Raw genomic sequence first — 18,616 nt, 5'->3', positions numbered from 1 at the left:
GGCCGTTCCGCTCCGCCGCCGGGGTCGTCACAGCTCGCGGTGGACCTTGGTGTTGGAGGCCTGGGCGCGGGGGCGTACCACCAGCAGGTCGATGTTGACATGGCTCGGGCGCGTGACCGCCCAGGTGATCGTGTCGGCGACATCGTCGGCGGTGAGGGGTTCCGCGACGCCCGCGTAGACCTTCGCCGCCTTCTCGGTGTCGCCGTGGAAGCGGGTGGTGGCGAACTCCTCGGTCTTGACCATGCCGGGGGCGATCTCGATCACCCGGACCGGTGTGCCGACGATCTCCAGGCGCAGCGTCTCGGCGAGGACATGGGCGCCGTGCTTGGCCGCGACATAGCCACCGCCGCCCTCGTACGTGCCGAGGCCGGCGGTGGAGGAGAGGACCAGGACCGTGCCGTCGCCGCTCGCGGTGAGGGCGGGAAGCAGCGCCTGGGTGACATTGAGCGTGCCGAGGACGTTCGTCTCGTACATCCGGCGCCAGTCCGCGGGGTCGCCGGTGGCCACCGGGTCGGCGCCGAGCGCGCCCCCGGCGTTGTTGATCAGGACGTTCACGGAGGGGAAGCGGTCCAGCTCGGCGGCGAAGGCGTCGACGGCCGCGCGGTCGGTGACATCGAGGGCGTACGCGGAGGCTCGCTGCCCGGCGGCGGTCAGTTCGGCGGCGAGCGCCTCGATACGGTCCTTGCGGCGGGCCGTGACGATGACGTGGTAGCCGGCTGTCGCGAGTTGGCGGGCGGTGGCGGCGCCGATGCCACTGCTCGCTCCGGTGATGACGGCGATGGGGGTCCCCGCGGCGGTCATGACGTAACTCCTCGCGCGTGTGATCGATGATCGATGGCGGACCCGGCCAGGATAGGCGGGGCGGGACGAGGGGGTGCGCGGGCGAGGGCGTGGGTGGGAGCGCGTGCCGGTGGCGTGTCATGTGGGTGACCGGGGCGCGCCGGGCCTGAGGGAGGCCCGATTCGTGATGTGACGATCGATATGTTCCCGCCATGGGTGTCAAGCGCAAGGCGTTGCTGGTGGCGGTGTCGGCCCTCACGGCGGTGGTGACGGTGGTGATGGGCGCGTGCCCCGGTGTCGCTGTGGACGCGGATATGGATGGGGACGCGGACGAGGGTGCGGTTGCCGGTGCCGGTGCCGGTGCCGGTGCCGGTGCCGTCGTGCCGGAGGCCGATCTCTCGCACCACGGGTACGCGTCGCTGTGGAGCGAACAGCTGACGGTCCGCTTCGAGTCCGAGAACCACGGCCCGTCCGCGACGGCGGACGCGACCGTGCGGCTGGCCTTCTCGGTCGCCCTGGCGGCCAGGCAGAGCCTGCCGGCCAACTGTCTGCGGGACGGTGACCGCGTGGTGCTCTGCCGCGCGGGTCAGCTGCGGGCGGGCGGGCGGAGCCCCGAGACCGCCCTTGACCTGAGGACAGCCGGCAGGCCGGTCGAGGTGGTCGTGCAGATCGACACCCACTGGAACGGCGGCGCGAGCGACCCGAACCCCGAGAACCACCGGCACCGGGTGCTGGTCCCGGCCACCGGCGACCCGTACGTCTTCTGACCGCCCGGGAGGAGCGGTCGGGAAGACCGATCGGACAGGATCTACGCCGCGGCGTCGCCGAATTCCCGCACCGCGTCCTCGACGATCGCCGCCAGCCGCGCGTGGTGCGCGCCGCGCCAGTACACCTGGCCGCAGGCCGTGCACCGGGCGAAGACGTCGTACGAACGCTGCGTGCCGTGCTCCAGCTGTTCCTGGACGGTCGCCTTGTCGGCGGGGCCAAGGCCGCCGTTGCAGGCGGTGCAGCGGGTCCAGGGCGCGAGGGCGGGCGCGAAGCGCTCCAGGACGTCCCGGAGCTGGGCGTCGGGGCGGTCGCTGTAGATATACGCCCCGGCCCAGATCTCGCGGCGGCGCAGCAGCCCCCGGTCCCGGGACAGCATCACCCGGCGCTCGGCGGCCGAGCGGGTGGCCAGGGCCGGGTCACCGATGTCCTCGTTCTCGTACGCCGCGTCGACGCCGAGCAGCCGCAGCCGTCGCGCGAGCGTGCCGAGATGGACATCGAGCAGAAAGCGCAGGGGAGCGCCCGGCACCCGCTGGGGGCGGCTCACGGCCCGTACCTCGACGGTTTCGCCCGCCGCGGGGATGTGCGCGGCGGACACCTCGCGGCCGTCCACGAGCAGTGCGCCGGCCTCGGTGAGCGGGACACCGAGCGATTCGACGACGTGACCGAGCGTGGACGCCCCGTCGGTGCGCAGGGGCGTACGTCCACGACGCCGCTCGGCGGGGACGAAGAGGCGCAGCTCAGGGGCGAAATCGATCTGGATCTCCGGTCCGTTCACGTCGTCAGGATGTCATTGGACGCGGGGGCCGGGCCAGGGCTTTCCGCAGGGCCTTGCGCAGGGCCTTCCGTGCCGTCGGCGCCGGGTGCGAGGTCGAGCCGCCAGTCGTTGGCGCGCATCAGATGCCCCTTCGGGTACTCGACACGGCACGGGCCCTGGAGCGAGAAACCCACCCGGCGGCACAGCGCGTTCGACGACCGGTTGTCGACCGACGGGAAGGCGTGCAGATAGCGGTACTTGCTCTCGGCGCGCGCCTTCTCCACGACGGCCGCCGCTGCCGCCGCCGCGATACCGCGCCCCTGATGGGCGGCGAGCACGCCCCAGCCCGTCTCGTACACCCGCTGTCCCCGCCAGGTCTGCTCCCAGAACCCGATCGTGCCGACCGCCTCGCCGGCCGGCAGCAGCGCGATCCGGAACATCCGGCCCCGGCCCGTCAGGTCCGCGCTCAGGTCCACGTACCGTCTGTGCCGCGTGAGCAGCTGGTCCTCGGTCTCCGGGCCGCCCAGATGGCTCATCAGCTCCGGCGCGTTCATGGCGCGGAGCAGGCCGAGATCGCCCTCGGACCACGGATCCAGCCGCACGCGCGGCGCTTCGCTCTCCATGTCACGCACTGTAGGGCTGGGGTCTGACATCCGGGCGTCCGGCTTCTGATGCTCAGGCGTCCTGGGGGCCGGTGTCCTGGGGGCCGGTGTCCTGGGGTCCGGTGTCGTGGGGTCCGGTGTCCTGGGGTCTGGCGTACGCCGTCGGCGGTACCCCGACCGTCGCCGTGAAGTCCCGTACGAGATGGGCCTGATCGCTGTAGCCGAGCTCGGCGGCCAGCTCCGGCCAGTCCACCTCCGGGCCGGTGCCGGGGCCCGTACGCGTCTCCGACTCCGCGCGCTCCAGCGCCTCGTGAATGCGGTAGCGCAGGATCACCCACTTCGGCCCCACTCCCACATACGCGGCGAAGAGCCGTTGCAGTGAGCGCACCGACACCCCTTCCGCCTCGGCGAGCCGGGCCACGCGCCGGATCGTGCGGTCGGTACGGATCCGGTCGGCCAGCGCCATGGCCTGCGCCGTCCGCGGGTCCGGGTGCGGGTCCTGGTACGGGCCGACGCCCAGCAGATACGTGTCGAGGGCGGCCACCCGGGCGTCCTCCCCGGCAGGGCCGAGCACCGCCGCGATGTCCGCGTCCGTCGTCGCCGGCATGACATCGGCGATCGGCACGCGCCGCCCCGTCCACTCCGACACGGGCCACCGCGGCGCGAACGGCCGGAAGCCGCCCGGCCTGAACTGCACCCCGCACACCCGCCCCCGCCCCGCCAGCTTCTGTGCGAACAGCTCCAGGCCGACGCCCGCGACCTCGGCGAAGGCCGGGCTGTCCGGGCCGGGGCCGAGGCGCTGGAAGACGACGTTGACCGAGGGGTGCGGCACGACATAGGAGGTGTAGGGGTGTTCGAGATCCCAGTCGATCAGCCAGTAGTGCTCCAGATACGGCCGCAGGGCCGGAGCGGGCTCGCGGCGCCGGAACCGTACCCGCGCGAAGAGCCCGGGGGCGTCGACGATGCCCCGGGTGTCACGCCGTGGTCCTGCCGGTCCTGCCATGCCCGGCTGTCCTCCCGGTCCTGCCATGCCCGGATCCTATGTCGCGTTTGTTCAAGACGCCTGGGAGCGTCGTTTCCTATGGTCAGGGCCATGAACGACACCATCAGCAAGCTTCTGGAGGTGGCGGCCGACCGTACCGTCACCGTCGTCAGGAACATCACCGACGACCAGCTCACCGCGCCGACCCCGTGCGCGCAGTACGACGTACACGCCCTCGTCGACCATCTCTTCCAGGTCATCGTGAACTTCCAGGCGCTGGCCGCCAAGAAGGACTCCGATTTCGGCGTCGCCCCCGAGCATCTGACGGGGGCGTGGCGCGGCCGGTTCGCCGACGAGACCGCACGGCTCATCGGGGCTTGGGCGCAGCCGGGCGCCGAGGAGGGCACCACGGGGTCCATGGCGTTGCCGGCCAGGACGGTGGGCGCGATGGTGGTCGGCGATCTGGCCGTCCACGGATGGGACCTGGCGCGGGCCACGGGGCAGCCGTACGAGCCGGACGCGGCGCTCGTCGGGATGCTCGGGGCGGAGTTCGGGGCGCTGGCTCCGACGGCGCGGAAGATGGGGATGTTCGGGGAGCCGGTGCCGGTGGGCGAGGACGCGGGTCCGTTCGAGACCCTGCTGGCCATGACCGGGCGCGATCCGGGGTGGGGCCGTCCGTAACGCGGTCGTGGGCCGTCCGTGACGCGGTCGTGGGCCGTCCGTGACGTGGTCGTGGGGCGGCCCGTGGCACGTTCGTGGGGCGGCCTCAGCACGTTCGTCGAGCGTCAGCTCTCCGCAGGCGGTGCGGCGTTCGGCGGCAGCGCCTGCTCGGCCCAGATGACCTTGCCCTCCGCGGTGTACCGGGTGCCCCAGCGCTCCGTGAACTGCGCGACGAGGAACAGGCCCCGGCCCCCCTCGTCGGTGGCCGCCGCGTAACGGAGATGCGGTGAGGTGCTGCTGAAGTCGGCGACCTCGCAGATCAGGGCCCGGTCGCGGAGGAGCCGCACCTTGATGGGGCCGAGGGCGTAGCGGATGGAGTTGGTGATCAGCTCGCTGAGGATCAGCTCGGTGGAGTCCGCCAGCTCGTCCAGCCCCCAGTCCGCCAGTTGCCGGGCCACGGCGGCGCGCACCTGGGACACCTCGGAGGGATGGGACGGCACCTCCCACTCCGCGATCCGGTCGCGCTGGAGCACGCGGGTACGGGCGACGAGGAGCGCGATGTCGTCGCTCGGGCGGTCGGGCAGCAGCGCTTCGAGCACCGCAGTGCAGGTCTCCTCCGGGTCCCGGTCCGGGTGGGACAGCGCGGCGCGCAGCAGGAGCAGCCCGTCGTCGATCTCCCGGTCGCGGTCCTCGATGAGCCCGTCGGTGTACAGCACCAGTTGGCTGGACTCCGGCAGCCGCAGCTCCACCGTCTCGAACGGCAGCCCGCCGAGCCCCAGCGGAGTCCCGACCGGCAGATCGAGGAACTCCACGCTGCCGTCCGTGCCGACCAGCGCGGGCGGCGGATGGCCCGCGCGGGCCATGGAACAGAGCCGGCTGACCGGATCGTAGATCGCGTAGAGACAGGTCGCGCCCGTGACGACGGCGCCGCCGCCCGCGATGCCCTCGTCGCGGTCGATGCGGGTGATCAGGTCGTCCAGATGGGAAAGGATCTCGTCGGGCGGCAGATCGAGCGTCGAGAAGTTGTGGACCGCCGTACGCAGCCGGCCCATCGTCGCTGCCGCGAGCAGTCCGTGTCCGACGACATCCCCCACGACCAGGGCCACACGGGCGCCGGGCAGCGGGATGACATCGAACCAGTCGCCGCCCACCCCCGCCTCCGCGGGCAGATATCGGTAGGCGACATCGAGCGCGGTCTGCTCGGGCAGCCGCCGGGGGAGCAGACTGCGCTGAAGCGTCTCCGCCATGGCGTGCTCGCGGGTATAGCGACGCGCGTTGTCGATGCAGACCGCCGCGTGATTGGCCAGTTCCTCGGCGAGGGACACGTCCTCCTCCTCGAAGGGCTCCGGCCGCTCCGAGCGCCAGAAGATGACGACCCCCAGCAGGATGCCCCGCGCGCGCAGCGGGGCCGTGACGAGGGAGTGGACGCCGTACGCGATGACCCGGGCCGTCCGCTCGGGTTCCTGGGACTTCCAGCCGCCCGCCCGGGCGAGATCGGGCTCGACGGTCCCGCGCCCGCTCCGCAGGCTCCATGCCTGCGGTGTGGTGGGGCGGAACGTGAACCGCGCGCCCAGCGGGTAGAAGGGGTGGTCGTCGTGGATGCCGACCACGGCCGTACGGCGCAGCTCGGAGTGGGCGGTGACCGACGCCGGGTCCTCACCGCGCAGGACGGCCTCCGCCAGATCCACGGTGACGAAGTCGGCGAACCGCGGCACCGCCACCTGCGCCAGCTCCTCGGCGGTCCGGGTCACATCGAGGGTGGTGCCGATCTCCACGCCCGCGTCGTACAGCAGCTTGAGGCGTTTCTGCGCCACTTCCGCCCGGCCCGTGAGTGCGCGCAGCTCGGTGGTGTCGCGGAGTGTCGCCACGCTGCCCGGCGGGCCTCCGTCCCGGTCCGTGGAGCGGTTGTTCACCGCGATCAGCCGCTCTCCGGTCGCCAGCACCTCGTCGCTGGCACGGCGTCCGGAGGCCAGCAGATCGGCCATCTGGGAGTCCAGGCCGAGTTCGGTGACGGAGCGGCCCTCCGGACGCGGAGGCAGATTGAGGAGACGGCGTGCCTCGTCGTTGGCGAGCACCAGCCGGCCGTCGCCGTCGACGATGAGCACGCCCTCGCGTACGACGTGCAGGACCGCGTCGTGGTGTTCGTACATACGGGCGATCTCGACGGGCTCCAGCCCATGGGTCTGACGGCGCAGCCGACTGCTGACCAGCGCCGTACCGCCGGTGGCGAGGGCGAGCGAGGCGGCGGCGGCGGCCAGGACGATGGGGATCTCGCGGTTGGCGAGACTGTTCACCTTGTTGATGGTGATCCCGGCCGAGACCAGGCCGACCACTTTTCCGCTCGTGTCCTTGACGGGGGTCACCGCGCGTACGGAGGGACCGAGGGTCCCTGGGACGGTCTCGGTGATGGTGCGGCCCTTCAGCGACGGCCCGATGGTGCCGATGAAGTGCTCTCCGATGCGCGCGGGGTTCGGGTGGGTGAGCCGGATCCCCTTCGTGTTCAGTACGACGACGAAGTCGACGCCGGAGGCTTTGCGGACCGCCTCGGCCCGCGGCTGGAGGATCGCGGACGGGTCGGGTGCCCGCAGGGCGGGCACGATTCCGGGCGAGTTCGCGAACGCGGTGGCGACGGAGACGCAGCGGTTGCGTGCCTCTTGTTCGGTGTCGCGCCGGGACACCAGGAGGAGCGAGACCAGCGAGGAACCGATGAGCAGCAGCACGATCACCAGTTGCAGGATGAAGACCTGTCCGGCGAGCGTGCGGACGTTCAGCCATGGCGGACGACGCCACCGGCTCCGTGGGCGTCGGCCGGAGCGGGCAGACAGGGCCCGAGCCCAGGATCGACCCATATGTCCGGCCATGTACCTACATCTACACCGCCTGTGTTCACAAGGCGAACGGGCATGGGTCCGCGGGGAGCCAGGGAGTACGGAACGGTCCTGAGGGGGCGGCCTCAGGGCCCCGCTCGGAGGGCGGCCTCAGGGGGTGGGCGAGGGCGTGGCGCTGTGGAGCGGGCGCCCGCTGAGCAGGTTCCAGCGACCGGCCCGCCCGCTGAGTTCCGTGGCGGTGAGGGGGCGTACGTCAATGCGCCAGAAGGCCGCGGGAGTTGCGCCCAGGGCGTGGACCGCGCAGGCGCGGATGATGTCCGGCTCGGCGACGGCTATGACGCGGCCCCCGGCGTTGCTATCGCCAGCGTTGCCGTCGCCAGGGGTGACGTCGGCAGGGGTGACGTCGGCCAGTGTGTCGAGCCAGTGGGCGGCGCGGGCGAGCAGCGCCAGCAGGGATTCGCCGCCGTGCGGGGCGGACGCCGGGTCCGACAGCCAGGAGGCCAACGCGTGCGGTTCCGCGGCGGCCACTTCGTCGAGGGTCCTGCCCTGCCAGCTGCCCATGGCGCAGGGTGCGAGGGCCGGCAGCGGCTGCGCGTCCAGGCCGAGGGCCTCGGCGGTGCGACGGCAGCGGGGGGAGGGGGAGACGTACGTGGTGGCGGTGGCGGGGAAGGTCTCCCGTACGGCTTCGGCTCCCCGCAGCCCGAGGGCGTCCAGCGCGTCGCCGCCCGGTCCGCGGTCGGCGGGTCCGCGGTCGGCGGGTCCGGTGTCGGCGGGTCCGCCGTCGGTCGCGGCCGGCTGATCGGTGCGGGGGAAGCGGGCCTCGCGCAGGGCCGGGTTCATCGCCGGTGAGATGAGCATGAGCCGGATGGTCATACGGTCCTCGCTCCTTGGTTCTGCCTTGGTTCTGCCTCGGTACTGGCTCGGTACTGGCTCGTCACCGCGCGGCCCGGCCGGGTTCCGTGCGGGTTCCGGCCCGGGGCCCGGACCGGGTCCCGGCCCGGTTCCGGAATGAGGTCCCCTTGGCCGGTCCCCCGGATCGCGGTACCTTCACGTCGAAATCACGACGGCGGAACGGAAGTCCGGTGGGAATCCGGCACGGTCGCGCCACTGTAAGCCGGGCGCCGGTCGCGTACAGCGCGGCGGGGGTCCCGGTGAGTCAGACCCGGATGCCGTCGTTCGAGCTCCACTGAACGGGACGCGAGTTCCCCCAAGGAGGTTGTGCCATGGCGCAGTCCATAGCGCCCCCGGCCGCTACATCCACCGGTGCCGACGGCGCCGCGATCACCCCCCTTCCGCTCCGCGCGGTACTGCCCTGGGCCGTGTTCGTCGGCACCCTGATGCTGGTGCTGCTCTACTTCGTCGGCGCGGAGCAGGGCGCGACGTCGGTGTTCTCCGGTGCCGAGGTGCACGAGTGGGTTCACGACGGCCGTCATCTCCTCGGCTTCCCCTGCCACTGACGACCGACGGAGATCACGCACATGCATGCCTCCACCGTCAGAACCCTCCTCGTCCGCGGCATGATCGCGGGCGTCCTCGCCGGACTCTGCGCGTTCGTGCTGGCCTATGTGGCGGGTGAGCCCTCGGTACGGGACTCCATCGCGCAGGAGGAGGCCCACTCCGCGCCCGCGCACCAGCACGGCGGCGAAGAACATCAGCAGGGCGCGGCAGCGCAAGAAGAGGAGGAAGAGCTGGTCAGCCGGCCGGTGCAGTCGACCTTCGGGCTGGCCACCGGCGTCCTCGTGTACGGGGTGGCCCTGGGCGGGATCGCCTCGCTGGTCTTCGCCGGGTGCCTGGGCAGGATCGGCCGGTTCGGTCCGAGGGCGACCGCGGCCCTGCTCGCCGGGGCCGCGTTCGTCACCGTCTATCTGGTGCCGTTCCTGAAGTATCCGGCGAACCCGCCCGCGGTCGGTGACCCGGACACCATCGGGAAACGCACCACGCTGTTCTTCCTGATGATCGTGTTGAGCGTGTTGCTCGCGGTCGTCGCGGTCATCGCGGGGCGACGGCTCGCGCCGCGTCTGGGCAACTGGAACGCGGCGGTCGCCGCCGGTGGCGGTTACGTCGTCGCCGTGGTGGTGGCGTGTCTGGTCCTGCCCGCCAACACCGACGCCATTCCGGCCACGTTCCCGGCCGCTCTGCTCTGGGAATTCCGGCTGGCGTCGATCGCCGTACAGGCGCTGCTCTGGACGGCCTTCGGGCTGATCTTCGGGGCGCTGGCGGAGCGGGCGCTCCGGCCTGGGCAGGCCGCCGCGCCGGCGGCGGACAGCGCGGCCGTGCCGGTGCGTACGGCCGGCTGAAGAGAGAGAACGGAACCGGGGCCGGCCCGCGCCGCGTGATCGCGGGCCGGTCCCGGTCTCGGGTCCGCCGGTCTCGGGTCCGCCGGTCTCGGGTCCGCCGGTCTCGGGTCCGCCGGTCTCCGGCCGGCCGTCAGTCGCTGACGCCGACCGCGTGCCCGAATGTCGCCGGGTCCGTGACGAAGTCCAGCATGGCGCGGGCCACGTCCGCGCGGGCGATCGCGTTGGCGGCCGGGCCCGCCTCCACGGCGTGGCGGTAGGTGCCCTTGCCATCGGCGTCCGTCAGCCGGGGCGGCCGTACCGACGTCCAGTCGAGCCCGCTCTCGCGCAGGATCGTCTCCATCAGTTCGAGATCGGTGTACAGCTCTTTGAGCGCCAGCCACATCCCGGGCATCAGGACCTGGCGCGCGAGCCACGGCTGACCGGCCCCCGAGCGGTTCAGCGGCGCCGCGCTCACCACGACGATCCGCCGGACGCCGGTCGCGGCCATCGCCTCGGTCGCCGCCCGGGCCGAGGTGGAGGCGGGCCTGAGCGGGTCGTGCCGGCCGGCCTGGCCCATCCCGGAGAGCACCGCGTCGGCCCCGTCGACGACCTCGGTCAGGGAGGCCGCGTCGAGGGCGTCGGCGCGTACGACCGTCAGGCCCTCGTGTTCCGTCGTCAGCTTGGCCGGGTCCCGTACCGCGGCCGAAACCTTGTGTCCGTCCGCGAGAGCGTGGCGGACGATCTGCCGTCCGACGCCTCCCGTGGCTCCCAGCACAGCGATTTTCATGACCCCTCCAGGGGTGAGTGAACGCTTACCAGCCATAGTGGGTGAGCGTTCACTCACTTGTCAAAGTAGACTGAGGGCATGACGGGTACGACATGACCGGCACGCATCGAGAAGCCGCCGCGCCGCCCCTGACCGGCGGTGCCCTGACGCGCTCCCGCATCCTCGACGCCGCCGCGCGGCTGATGGGGACCGTGGGGCTGACGCGCACGACGACCAAGGAGATCGCGAGGGCGGCGGGCTGCTCGGAAGCCGCGCTCTACAAGCACTTCCGCGACAAGGAGGAGATCTTCGTCGGCGTCCTGCACGAGCGCGCGCCGCGCTTCACGGACGCGCTGGCGCGGCTGCCCGGACGCGTGGGCGAGGGGGAGGTGGCCGGTCATCTGGAGGAGGTGGCCCGGGTGGGGGTGCTCTTCTACCGGGGTACGTTCCCGATGGCCGCGTCCCTCTTCGCCAGCCCCGACCTGCTCGTCGCCCACCGCAAGCGGCTCGGGCTCGACGGCTCGGGGCCGCACGAGGTGAGCCGGTCCGTGGCCGCGTATCTCGCCGCGGAACAGGAGCTGGGCCGGGTCTCCCCGGACATCGACCCGGACGCGGCGGCGCTGCTTCTCGTCGGCGCCTGCTTCCACCGGGCCTTTCTGGGGCTGTTCTTCGCTCCGGATCCCCCGGAGGGTGTTCTGCGTCCGCGGAGCGAGGCGGATTTCGCGCGGGAGACCGTACGGGCGCTGCTGGCGGGCATCGCGCCGCCGGGCCCGTGATCGGGCCCGGCGTGGCTCGGGCTCGGCCGGTCTCGGGCTCAGCCCGTCTCCGGCTCAGCCCGTCGTAGGCTCAGCCCGTCTCCGGGCTCATCTCTCGGAGCGGCGCCGGTCGCCCGCGCACAGCGCCCAGATGATGAAGAGGTCGACGGCGAGGAGCACGAGGGCCCACAGCGGATAGCGCGGGATCCAGAGGAAGTTCGAGATCGCGCCCAGACCCGCCAGGATCACACCGACCACGCGCGCCCACACCGCGCCCCGCAACAGCGCGCAGCCCGCGATGAAGATGATGGCGCCGATGAAGAGATGGACCCATCCCCAGCCGAGGAGACTGAACGAGAACACGTAGTTCCGCGTCGCCAGGAAGATGTCGTCATTGGCGATGGCGGAGATACCCGCCAGGATCGTCATCACGCCGCCGAAGATCATGAGAACCGCGGCGAAGACCGTCCATCCGGTAGCAAGTGCCCTCTTGGCCGTCATGGGGCGCTCCCTCGGTGAGGAGACGGGCCGGGGGCCGGTGTCGGCCGGCGGCCGTGGTGGTCACCTCAAGGTTCCACAGGTAAGGGTCTCCCGCATCTCGTCCGGAGGGCGGCCAGTAGAGTGCGGACTCGGTCTTCCCCCAGTTCAGAGGTGTACGGCAGTGAGCCCCGCCCCGCCCTCCGCGCCCACCGGACCCGACGGGCCCACCGGACCCGACGGGCCCCGGCCCTCGGTACCGCAGGCGTCGACTCCCGCGCTGCCGGTGCTTCCGGTGACTGTCGTCGGGATCGGCGCCGACGGCTGGGCTGGACTGCCGGACGGCTCGCGGGCCGCGCTGCGCGAGGCGGACGTACTCATCGGCGGCCCCCGGCAACTGGCCCTGCTCCCCGGTGAGTGCGCGGGCGAGCGGGTGCTGTGGCCGTCGCCGCTGCGCCCCGCCGTTCCCGGGCTGCTCGCCGCCCATGCCGGGCGCCGGGTCGCCGTCCTGGCCAGCGGGGACCCGATGTTCCACGGGATCGGGCGGACCTTGTCCGAGGTCCTGTCCGAGACCCTTGACGCCGAGACCCTTGACGCCGAGACCCCTGACGCCGAGACGCGTGGTGCCGAGACCCTTGGCGCCGACGCCCGGCGGGCCGGGGCCCTGCGCGTGCTGCCGCATCCGTCGTCCGTCTCGTACGCGTGCGCCCGGCTCGGCTGGCCGGTGGAGGACACGGAGGTGGTCACGCTCGTCGGCCGCCCCACCGAACTGCTGGCCGCCGCCCTGCACGACGGCCGCCGGGTCCTGGTGCTCAGCGCGGGCGCGGCGACGCCCGCCGAGGTGGCGGCACTGCTGACCGACCGCGGCTACGGCCCGAGCCGGATGCACGTACTCGAACAACTCGGCGCGGACGAGCGGCACATCGAAGCCCTCGCCCAGGAGTGGGCGGAGCCCGCGGGCGATCCGCTCAATGTCGTGGCGGTCGAGTGCCGGCGCGCTCCGGACGCGCCGCGACTCGGCGCCGTACCCGGCCTGCCCGACACCGCGTACGCACACGACGGCCAGCTCACCAAGCGCCATGTGCGCGCCGCGACACTGGCCGCGCTGGCGCCCGCGCCCGGCGAGCTGCTGTGGGACATCGGCGGCGGGTCGGGTTCGATCGCCGTGGAGTGGATGCGTACGCACCGCTCCTGCCGCGCCGTCTCGGTCGAGCGCGATCCCGCGCGGGCGGAACGTATCGGCCGTAACGCGCGGGCGCTCGGCGTCCCCGGGCTGCGCGTGGTCACCGGCCGGGCGCCGGGCGCGCTGGCCGGACTGCCGGTGCCGGACGCGGTGTTCATCGGCGGCGGGCTGACCGTGCCGGGGCTGCTGGAGAGCTGCTGGGACGCGCTGCCCGCGGGCGGCAGGCTGGTCGCGAACACGGTGACGCTGGAGTCCGAGGCGCTGCTGGCCGAGTGGTACCGCCGCCTGGGCGGGGAACTCGTACGGCTGGTGGTCGCGCACGCCGTTCCGGTGGGCGGGTTCACCGGCTGGCGGCAGGCCATGCCGGTCACTCAGTGGGCGGTCACGAAGGACCACCCTCCGCGGGTCCCCCCGGCGGGACCGCGGGTCCCCCCGGCGGGAGCCCCCTCAGCAGGAGACGAACGATGACGGTGTACTTCATCGGCGCCGGTCCCGGCGCCGCCGATCTGATCACGGTGCGCGGCGCCCGCAGGCTGGCCGCCTGCCCGGTGTGTCTGTACGCGGGCAGCCTCGTGCCGCGCGAGCTGCTGGCCGAGTGCCCGCCGGACGCGCGCCTGGTGAACACCGCGCGGATGGACCTGGACGGGATCACGGCCGAGCTGGTCCGGGCGCACGAGGAGGGCCACGATGTCGCCCGGCTGCACTCCGGCGACCCGTCGGTCTTCAGCGCCGTCGCCGAGCAGATGCGCCGGCTGGACGCGGCGGGTGTGCCGTACGAAGTGGTGCCGGGCGTACCGGCGTTCGCGGCGGCGGCCGCCGCGCTGAAGCGTGAGCTGACGGTCCCGACCGTGGGCCAGACCGTGATCCTCACGCGGATCGCGCAGCGGGCCACCCCGATGCCGGAGGGCGAGGACCTGGCGACGCTCGGCCGGAGCGGGGCGCTGCTCGTACTGCACCTGGCCGCGCGGTATGTGGACCGGGTCGTGGCGGAGCTGCTGCCGCATTACGGGGCGGACTGCCCGGCCGCGGTGGTGGCGATGGCCAGCCGCCCGGACGAACTGGTGCTGCGCGGGACGCTGGCGGACATCGCGGGCCAGGTGAAGGCGGCGGGTGTGGTGCGGACGGCGGTCATCATGGTCGGCCGGACGCTCGGCGCGGAGCAGTTCCGCGACAGCCATCTGTACTCGGCGGACAGGGAGCGCCCGCACACCTGTTGAGGACGTGCCCTACGGACACGTGCCTTACGCGCACACGCCCTACGGGCACCCGATCGACACGAACAGCTGATGTGTTCTCCCGCGTTCGTTCGATGACTCCACACGAGATCCCTCCGCGCGCCATACTGATCGGGCAATCAAACATTCAATAATTCACCAACAAACAGCCAAGTCGTACAGGGGAGTTGGGTGTACGTGGTGGAGATGCCGAGTACGCCCGATCCGCTCGCCGCCGCGGTGCTCAGGGTCCGGTATCCCGACGGTACGGCCGTCGGTGTCGGCTTCCTCGTGACCGGGGAGCTGGCCGTCACCTGCGCGCATGTCGTGGCCTCCGCACTCGGACTCGACGACGACGAGCGCCCGGCCGCCGGGGCGACGGTCGAGGTGGACCTGCCGCTCGGCCCGGTGACCGGTGCCGCCGACGGTCCGGTGGCCGTTCCGGCGGTGGTGGAGTACTGGCCCGAGGACGGCCCGTCCGGGGCCCGGGACATCGCCGTACTGCGCCTGCGGTCCACCCTCCCCGGCGCCGTGCCCCTGCGCATGGCCGAGGCGGACGACGTATGGGGACACCCCGTGCGGACCTTCGGCTTCCCGGCCCGCCATGCCGACGGGGTGTGGCACGCGGGGGTGCTGCGGGCGCGGCAGGGGGCCGGCTGGCTCCAGTTCGAGCGGGCGGCGGGCAGCAACCACGCGATCAGCCGGGGCTTCAGCGGCGCACCGGTGTGGGACGAGCGGCTGGGCGCCGTGGTCGGCATGGTGGTGGCCGCCGACCCCCAGCAGCCGTCCGCCTTTCTCATCCCGACCGGCGAACTGCTGCTCGCCGTACCGTCGTTGCGGGAGGCCGTGCTGCCGCCCTCGCCGTTCCGGGGGCTGTCCGCGTTCCAGGAGACGGACAGCGAGGTCTTCCACGGCAGGGACGAGGAGAGCGAGGAGGTCGCCGCGCTGGTCACCGAGCATCCGGTGGTCACCGTCTTCGGGCCGTCCGGCTGCGGTAAGTCGTCGCTGGTACGGGCGGGTGTGGTGCCCCGGCTGAGGAAGGCGGGACACGCTGTCGTGATCGTACGGCCCGGCGGTCCCTCCGGTCTGCTCGGCGGCCTCGCCATGGAGCTGACGCGACTCACCCGGCCGGAGCTGACCGGCAGCGCGCAGCGCGACGAGAGCCGGGTGGTGGAGGCGGAGCTCTCCGTGCACGGCTGGGGGGAGATCCTGGCGCAGCTGACGGGCGCGGGCGGCAGCACAGGTACCGGTACGAGCAGGGGGGCGCGTACACGTCGCGCGCGCGGCGTACGCGGTCTCGTCGTGGTCGTGGACCAGCTTGAGGAACTTCTCGACCAGGGCCCCGGCGCCCGGTCAGCCGCCGAGGCCGTCGCCGCGCTCTTCCCCGAACACCCGCCGTCGGGGCTGCGCGTGCTGTCGACCCTCCGCGCCGATTTCCTGGAGGCCGTCAGCGCGCGCCCCGGTCTGGAACGCGCCCTGCGCGGCAAGTCCCTCCTCCTGCCCGCGATGTCCGCGGAACAGGTACGGCAGGCGGTGGTCCTGCCGGTGGAGGCGATCGCGTCCGTCGGATACGCGGACGGACTGGAGCAGCGCATCCTCGCCGACTGCGGCGACGCGCAAGGAGTGCTGCCGCTGCTCGAGTTCACCCTCGACCAGCTGTGGGAGCGGCAGCGGGGCGGTCTGCTCACCCACCGGGCGTACGAGGAACTGGGCGGCGTCAGCGGCGCGCTGGCCGAGCGTGCCGAGACCGTATGGCTGCGCGCGGTACGGGAGACGGGCGGGCCGGACCGGGCGGAGGGGGCCGACGAGGCCGACGAGGCCACGGCACGGCGGCTGTTCACCCGACTCGTCCGGCTGCCGCTCGGCGGCCCGGCGGCCACGCGCCGCGTCGTGCCCCGCGCCGAGCTGGGCGAGCCGGAGTGGACGGTCGCGCGGGCGCTGGCCCGGGAACGGCTGGTGGTCATCGGCCTCGACGACGAGAAGCGGGAGACCGTCGAGCTGGCCCACGAAACGCTGATCCGGGCCTGGGACCGGCTCGGCGCATGGGTGGAGCGCGACCGGGACTTCCTCGCCTGGCGGGAGGGGATCCGGCACGACCGCGAACGCTGGGAGGCCGCCCACCGCGCGCCGGATCTGCTGCCCGCCGCCTCGGCCCTGGACGTGGCGCGCCGCTGGGAGCGCGAGCGCGGCGAGGATCTGAGCGAGGCCGACGCCGACTTCCTGCGCCGGGGCCGCGACCGGTGGCGGACGAGAACCAGGCGCAGACGCGGGCTGTTCACCGGCATCGGCACCGTACTGGCGCTGGCGGCGGTGTTCGGCTCGCTGTTCGTGTACCAGCGGAGCGTGGCGGACGAACGTGCCGCCGCAGCGGACTCCCGCTCCATGGCGGCGGCCTCGACGGACCTGCGCGCCACCGACCCGGCGCTGTCCGCGCTCCTCGCGATCTCCGCGTACCGCAGGTCGCCCACGGAATCGGCGCGTGACGCACTGCTCCAGAGCTATCTCACGTACGGGCGGGCGCGCTGGCTGATGTCCGGGACGCTGGGCAAGGTGGAGCGCGTCGCCGCGAGCGGCGACGGACGCGTGGTGCTGGCGACCACCAGGCTCGGACGGGCCACCCTGTTCGTACGCAGTGACGACGGGGAGATACGCGGGGCGCACCTTCCGGCGGAGGGGGACGCGCGCTATCCGGTGGTCGCGCCGGACGGCAGCGGCGTGGGGTACATCGGGAGGGACGGCGCGCTGGTGTGGCACGAAGTCGGCCCGGCGAGAGCCGAGTTGACGGGGTCGGCGCGGACGATGGCGGTGCGGCCGGCGGGTACGGGGGGTACACCGGGTACCGGGGGCACGGAGGAGTCGACGGATCTCCCCGACTTCGTGTCCCCACGGGGCGCGGCGATCTCCTCCGACGGCAGCCGGGTGGCGGCTGTCGTCGGCGACCATCTCGCGGTCTGGGACCTGGACAAGGGCACGGTCGTGCGCACGATCCCGCCCCCTGAGGGCCAGGACTCGTTCGCGAAGGTCTGGTTCGGGTCCGACCGGGACACCCTGCTGGCGGCGGCGGACCGCGATGCCGATGCCCTGACGGACAACCCGTACACACTGCTGGCCTACGAGGGATCGCGCGCCCCGCGCACGGTCGCCACGGGCGTGGAGGGGGTGGAAGTCTCCGGCGACGGAACGGCGTTGGTCCACTGCCGCGTGTCGGACGGGGCCGACAAGGGGCTGTACCGGGTGGTGCGGATCGCGGACGGCGAGGAGCGCGGCCGGTTCAGGGACGCCGGCCGGTGCGGTACGAAGCTGGTCGTCGACCGCACCGGACTGCGTGTGGGCGTCGCGGATACCGTCCGCCCCCTCGTCCGGTTGTTCGACACGGAGCGGGAGAACCTGATCGCGGTGACCGGGAAGCAGAGCGAGCCGCAGGTGGACGGCCGCACCGGCGACCGGCAGGTGCTTCCCCGCCTTCTGGAGGACGGCGGCCGGACGTACCTGCTCAGTCATGACTCGGCCGGCGCGGCCCTCACCGCCGTGTCCACCGATGTCCAGGAGTTCCTGCCACGGGACGACCGCTCCTACGAGGAACTCACCCCGGACGGTTCCACCGTCGTCAGCAGGTCGCCCGACGGGACGGAACTGCGGACCTACACCGTGGGCCAGGGGTTCAAGGAGGTCGCCTCGGCGAAGCGGCCGAACCCGGCGGCGGGAGGGGAGGCGGGCATCCGGATCAGCGGTGACGGCTCATTGGTGGCGGATCCCGCCGTGAGCGGCGAGATCCATATCCGCGCGGTGCCGTCCCTGCGGCGGATCGCCACCGTCCCCACCGGGGTCCGTATCGGGTCGGTCTTCCGGTTCGCCGATGAGAGGTATCTCCTGGTCGCGACCCGGGGCGTCATCGAGCGCTGGGACGCCAGGACCGGACGGCTGGCCGACCGTATCGATCTGAGTACGACGGATCTGGCCGACACGGTGACGGACACCTCGCCCTTCCTCTGGCCCTATCCCAGGGAGGGGCATGTGGCGGTCCTCGGGGACGGCCGCGTCCACGTCGTCGACCTCGGCACGGGACGCGAGGTGAAGGACCTCCGGATCGACATCGGGAACGACGCGATCGGCGTCCGGTTCGACGCCGACGGAAACTACATGGCGGTCCTCCGCAGCGGCGGCGTCTGGGAGCTGTGGCGGCTCGACCCGCTCCGCCGGGAACTCGGCCCGATGCCCGGTGTCGGCGAGGGAGGCGATTTCGTCTTCGAGTTCATGGACACGGAGGGGCGCCTCCTGGTCGCGGACGCCGGGAAGGTACGGATCTACAAAGCCGGCAGCCGTACCTACGAGTCCGCCTTCAACTTCGGAACGCTGACCGACAGCGCCCCGGGGACATTCCCCGCCGCCGCCCAGGGCCCGACGGTCCTGTTCACCGACGACGGCCAGACAACCTCCGTACGCCTGGACCCGGAGGCCTGGATCGGGCGACTCTGCGCGGTGATCGGACAGCGCACCCTCACGCGCGCGGAGCACGACGCGATACCGGCGGACGTACCGCCGGGGGAGGCGTGCGGGGGGTGAGGCCGGGG

16 protein-coding genes and 1 riboswitch are annotated in these 18,616 nt (G+C 72.8%); of the genes, 8 read left to right on the top strand and 8 right to left on the bottom strand.

All coding sequences use genetic code 11. The annotated features are described in order from the left end of the window. Positions 1-27: 27 nt before the first annotated feature. The gene (locus M1203_RS06265) at positions 28-801 is read right to left on the bottom strand and encodes an SDR family NAD(P)-dependent oxidoreductase (RefSeq protein ID WP_249948455.1); all 774 of its coding nucleotides are present in this window, start codon (positions 799-801) and stop codon (positions 28-30) included. 191 nt (positions 802-992) lie between these two features. On the opposite strand from M1203_RS06265, the gene M1203_RS06260 reads away from it, so the two are divergent. Further along, positions 993-1,547, top strand: a complete 555-nt coding sequence (locus M1203_RS06260; protein ID WP_249948454.1) for a hypothetical protein — start codon at positions 993-995, stop codon at positions 1,545-1,547. 41 nt (positions 1,548-1,588) lie between these two features. Here M1203_RS06260 and M1203_RS06255 read toward each other — a convergent pair whose 3' ends face one another. The 3 genes from M1203_RS06255 to M1203_RS06245 are packed head-to-tail and all read right to left on the bottom strand — an operon-like array spanning position 1,589 to position 3,907. Further along, positions 1,589-2,323: a Mut7-C ubiquitin/RNAse domain-containing protein gene (locus M1203_RS06255; RefSeq protein ID WP_249948453.1), complete on the bottom strand. Its 735-nt coding sequence runs from the start codon at positions 2,321-2,323 to the stop codon at positions 1,589-1,591. Continuing rightward, complete coding sequence (locus M1203_RS06250) at positions 2,320-2,925, bottom strand: GNAT family N-acetyltransferase (protein WP_249948452.1); 606 nt, start codon at positions 2,923-2,925, stop codon at positions 2,320-2,322. The genes M1203_RS06255 and M1203_RS06250 overlap by 4 nt, the downstream gene beginning before the upstream one ends. Positions 2,926-2,977: 52 nt before the next feature. Further along, on the bottom strand, positions 2,978-3,907 hold the full coding sequence (locus M1203_RS06245) for a helix-turn-helix domain-containing protein (RefSeq protein WP_249948546.1): 930 nt from the start codon (positions 3,905-3,907) through the stop codon (positions 2,978-2,980). Between the two features lie 90 nt (positions 3,908-3,997). Here M1203_RS06245 and M1203_RS06240 point away from each other — a divergent pair, with 90 nt between their 5' ends. Next, positions 3,998-4,567, top strand: a complete 570-nt coding sequence (locus M1203_RS06240) for a TIGR03086 family metal-binding protein (RefSeq protein WP_249948451.1) — start codon at positions 3,998-4,000, stop codon at positions 4,565-4,567. Positions 4,568-4,671: 104 nt separating this feature from the next. Here M1203_RS06240 and M1203_RS06235 read toward each other — a convergent pair whose 3' ends face one another. Then, positions 4,672-7,407 (bottom strand): SpoIIE family protein phosphatase/ATP-binding protein, encoded by a 2,736-nt coding sequence (locus tag M1203_RS06235; RefSeq protein WP_283958203.1) that lies wholly within the window; start codon positions 7,405-7,407, stop codon positions 4,672-4,674. A gap of 117 nt (positions 7,408-7,524) precedes the next feature. After that, positions 7,525-8,247: a histidine phosphatase family protein gene (locus M1203_RS06230; protein ID WP_249948450.1), complete on the bottom strand. Its 723-nt coding sequence runs from the start codon at positions 8,245-8,247 to the stop codon at positions 7,525-7,527. Positions 8,248-8,447: 200 nt separating this feature from the next. Further along, a riboswitch (cobalamin riboswitch) is annotated at positions 8,448-8,536 on the top strand. 61 nt (positions 8,537-8,597) lie between these two features. On the opposite strand from M1203_RS06230, the gene M1203_RS06225 reads away from it, so the two are divergent. Both M1203_RS06225 and M1203_RS06220 read left to right on the top strand, forming a co-directional pair. Further along, positions 8,598-8,831: a CbtB-domain containing protein gene (locus M1203_RS06225; RefSeq protein WP_249948449.1), complete on the top strand. Its 234-nt coding sequence runs from the start codon at positions 8,598-8,600 to the stop codon at positions 8,829-8,831. 21 nt (positions 8,832-8,852) lie between these two features. Beyond that, positions 8,853-9,671 (top strand): CbtA family protein, encoded by an 819-nt coding sequence (locus M1203_RS06220; protein WP_249948448.1) that lies wholly within the window; start codon positions 8,853-8,855, stop codon positions 9,669-9,671. Positions 9,672-9,801: 130 nt separating this feature from the next. On the opposite strand, the gene M1203_RS06215 is transcribed toward M1203_RS06220, so the two are convergent. Continuing rightward, the gene (locus M1203_RS06215) at positions 9,802-10,437 is read right to left on the bottom strand and encodes an NAD(P)-dependent oxidoreductase (RefSeq protein WP_249948447.1); all 636 of its coding nucleotides are present in this window, start codon (positions 10,435-10,437) and stop codon (positions 9,802-9,804) included. Between the two features lie 92 nt (positions 10,438-10,529). Here M1203_RS06215 and M1203_RS06210 point away from each other — a divergent pair, with 92 nt between their 5' ends. Continuing rightward, a complete protein-coding gene (locus M1203_RS06210) occupies positions 10,530-11,192 on the top strand; it encodes a TetR/AcrR family transcriptional regulator (protein WP_249948446.1) in 663 nt (220 codons plus the stop codon). Between the two features lie 87 nt (positions 11,193-11,279). Here M1203_RS06210 and M1203_RS06205 read toward each other — a convergent pair whose 3' ends face one another. Then, complete coding sequence (locus M1203_RS06205; protein ID WP_249948445.1) at positions 11,280-11,672, bottom strand: hypothetical protein; 393 nt, start codon at positions 11,670-11,672, stop codon at positions 11,280-11,282. A 271-nt stretch (positions 11,673-11,943) separates the two neighbouring features. Between M1203_RS06205 and cbiT the strand changes: the two genes are divergently transcribed. From cbiT to M1203_RS06190, 3 genes are all read left to right on the top strand, one after another. Beyond that, the gene (gene cbiT / locus M1203_RS06200; protein WP_374402125.1) at positions 11,944-13,299 is read left to right on the top strand and encodes a precorrin-6Y C5,15-methyltransferase (decarboxylating) subunit CbiT; all 1,356 of its coding nucleotides are present in this window, start codon (positions 11,944-11,946) and stop codon (positions 13,297-13,299) included. Beyond that, positions 13,296-14,048 carry a precorrin-4 C(11)-methyltransferase gene (gene cobM / locus M1203_RS06195; protein WP_249948444.1) on the top strand — a complete coding sequence of 251 codons (753 nt, stop codon included), beginning with the start codon at positions 13,296-13,298 and terminating at the stop codon, positions 14,046-14,048. Before cbiT ends, cobM begins: the two co-directional genes overlap by 4 nt. 204 nt (positions 14,049-14,252) lie before the next feature. Next, positions 14,253-18,608 carry a serine protease gene (locus tag M1203_RS06190; RefSeq protein ID WP_249948543.1) on the top strand — a complete coding sequence of 1,452 codons (4,356 nt, stop codon included), beginning with the start codon at positions 14,253-14,255 and terminating at the stop codon, positions 18,606-18,608. Positions 18,609-18,616: the final 8 nt, after the last annotated feature.

This window comes from Streptomyces sp. 35G-GA-8 (assembly GCF_023534745.1).
Taxonomy (GTDB): Bacteria; Actinomycetota; Actinomycetes; order Streptomycetales; family Streptomycetaceae; genus Streptomyces.
The sequence above is the reverse complement of the archived record's forward strand: the minus strand, read 5'-3'. Positions and strand labels throughout refer to the sequence as shown.

Excerpts from the sequence above, each read along its gene's own strand:
- M1203_RS06265 (WP_249948455.1), bottom strand. The coding sequence starts at position 801 with ATGACCGCCGCGGGGACCCCCATCGCCGTCATCACCGGAGCGAGCAGT.
- M1203_RS06260 (WP_249948454.1), top strand. The coding sequence starts at position 993 with ATGGGTGTCAAGCGCAAGGCGTTGCTGGTGGCGGTGTCGGCCCTCACG.
- M1203_RS06250 (WP_249948452.1), bottom strand. The coding sequence starts at position 2,925 with ATGGAGAGCGAAGCGCCGCGCGTGCGGCTGGATCCGTGGTCCGAGGGC.
- M1203_RS06245 (WP_249948546.1), bottom strand. The coding sequence starts at position 3,907 with ATGGCAGGACCGGCAGGACCACGGCGTGACACCCGGGGCATCGTCGAC.
- M1203_RS06240 (WP_249948451.1), top strand. The coding sequence starts at position 3,998 with ATGAACGACACCATCAGCAAGCTTCTGGAGGTGGCGGCCGACCGTACC.
- M1203_RS06235 (WP_283958203.1), bottom strand. The coding sequence starts at position 7,407 with ATGGCCGGACATATGGGTCGATCCTGGGCTCGGGCCCTGTCTGCCCGC.
- M1203_RS06230 (WP_249948450.1), bottom strand. The coding sequence starts at position 8,247 with ATGACCATCCGGCTCATGCTCATCTCACCGGCGATGAACCCGGCCCTG.
- M1203_RS06225 (WP_249948449.1), top strand. The coding sequence starts at position 8,598 with ATGGCGCAGTCCATAGCGCCCCCGGCCGCTACATCCACCGGTGCCGAC.
- M1203_RS06220 (WP_249948448.1), top strand. The coding sequence starts at position 8,853 with ATGCATGCCTCCACCGTCAGAACCCTCCTCGTCCGCGGCATGATCGCG.
- M1203_RS06215 (WP_249948447.1), bottom strand. The coding sequence starts at position 10,437 with ATGAAAATCGCTGTGCTGGGAGCCACGGGAGGCGTCGGACGGCAGATC.
- M1203_RS06210 (WP_249948446.1), top strand. The coding sequence starts at position 10,530 with ATGACCGGCACGCATCGAGAAGCCGCCGCGCCGCCCCTGACCGGCGGT.
- M1203_RS06205 (WP_249948445.1), bottom strand. The coding sequence starts at position 11,672 with ATGACGGCCAAGAGGGCACTTGCTACCGGATGGACGGTCTTCGCCGCG.
- cobM (WP_249948444.1), top strand. The coding sequence starts at position 13,296 with ATGACGGTGTACTTCATCGGCGCCGGTCCCGGCGCCGCCGATCTGATC.
- M1203_RS06190 (WP_249948543.1), top strand. The coding sequence starts at position 14,253 with ATGCCGAGTACGCCCGATCCGCTCGCCGCCGCGGTGCTCAGGGTCCGG.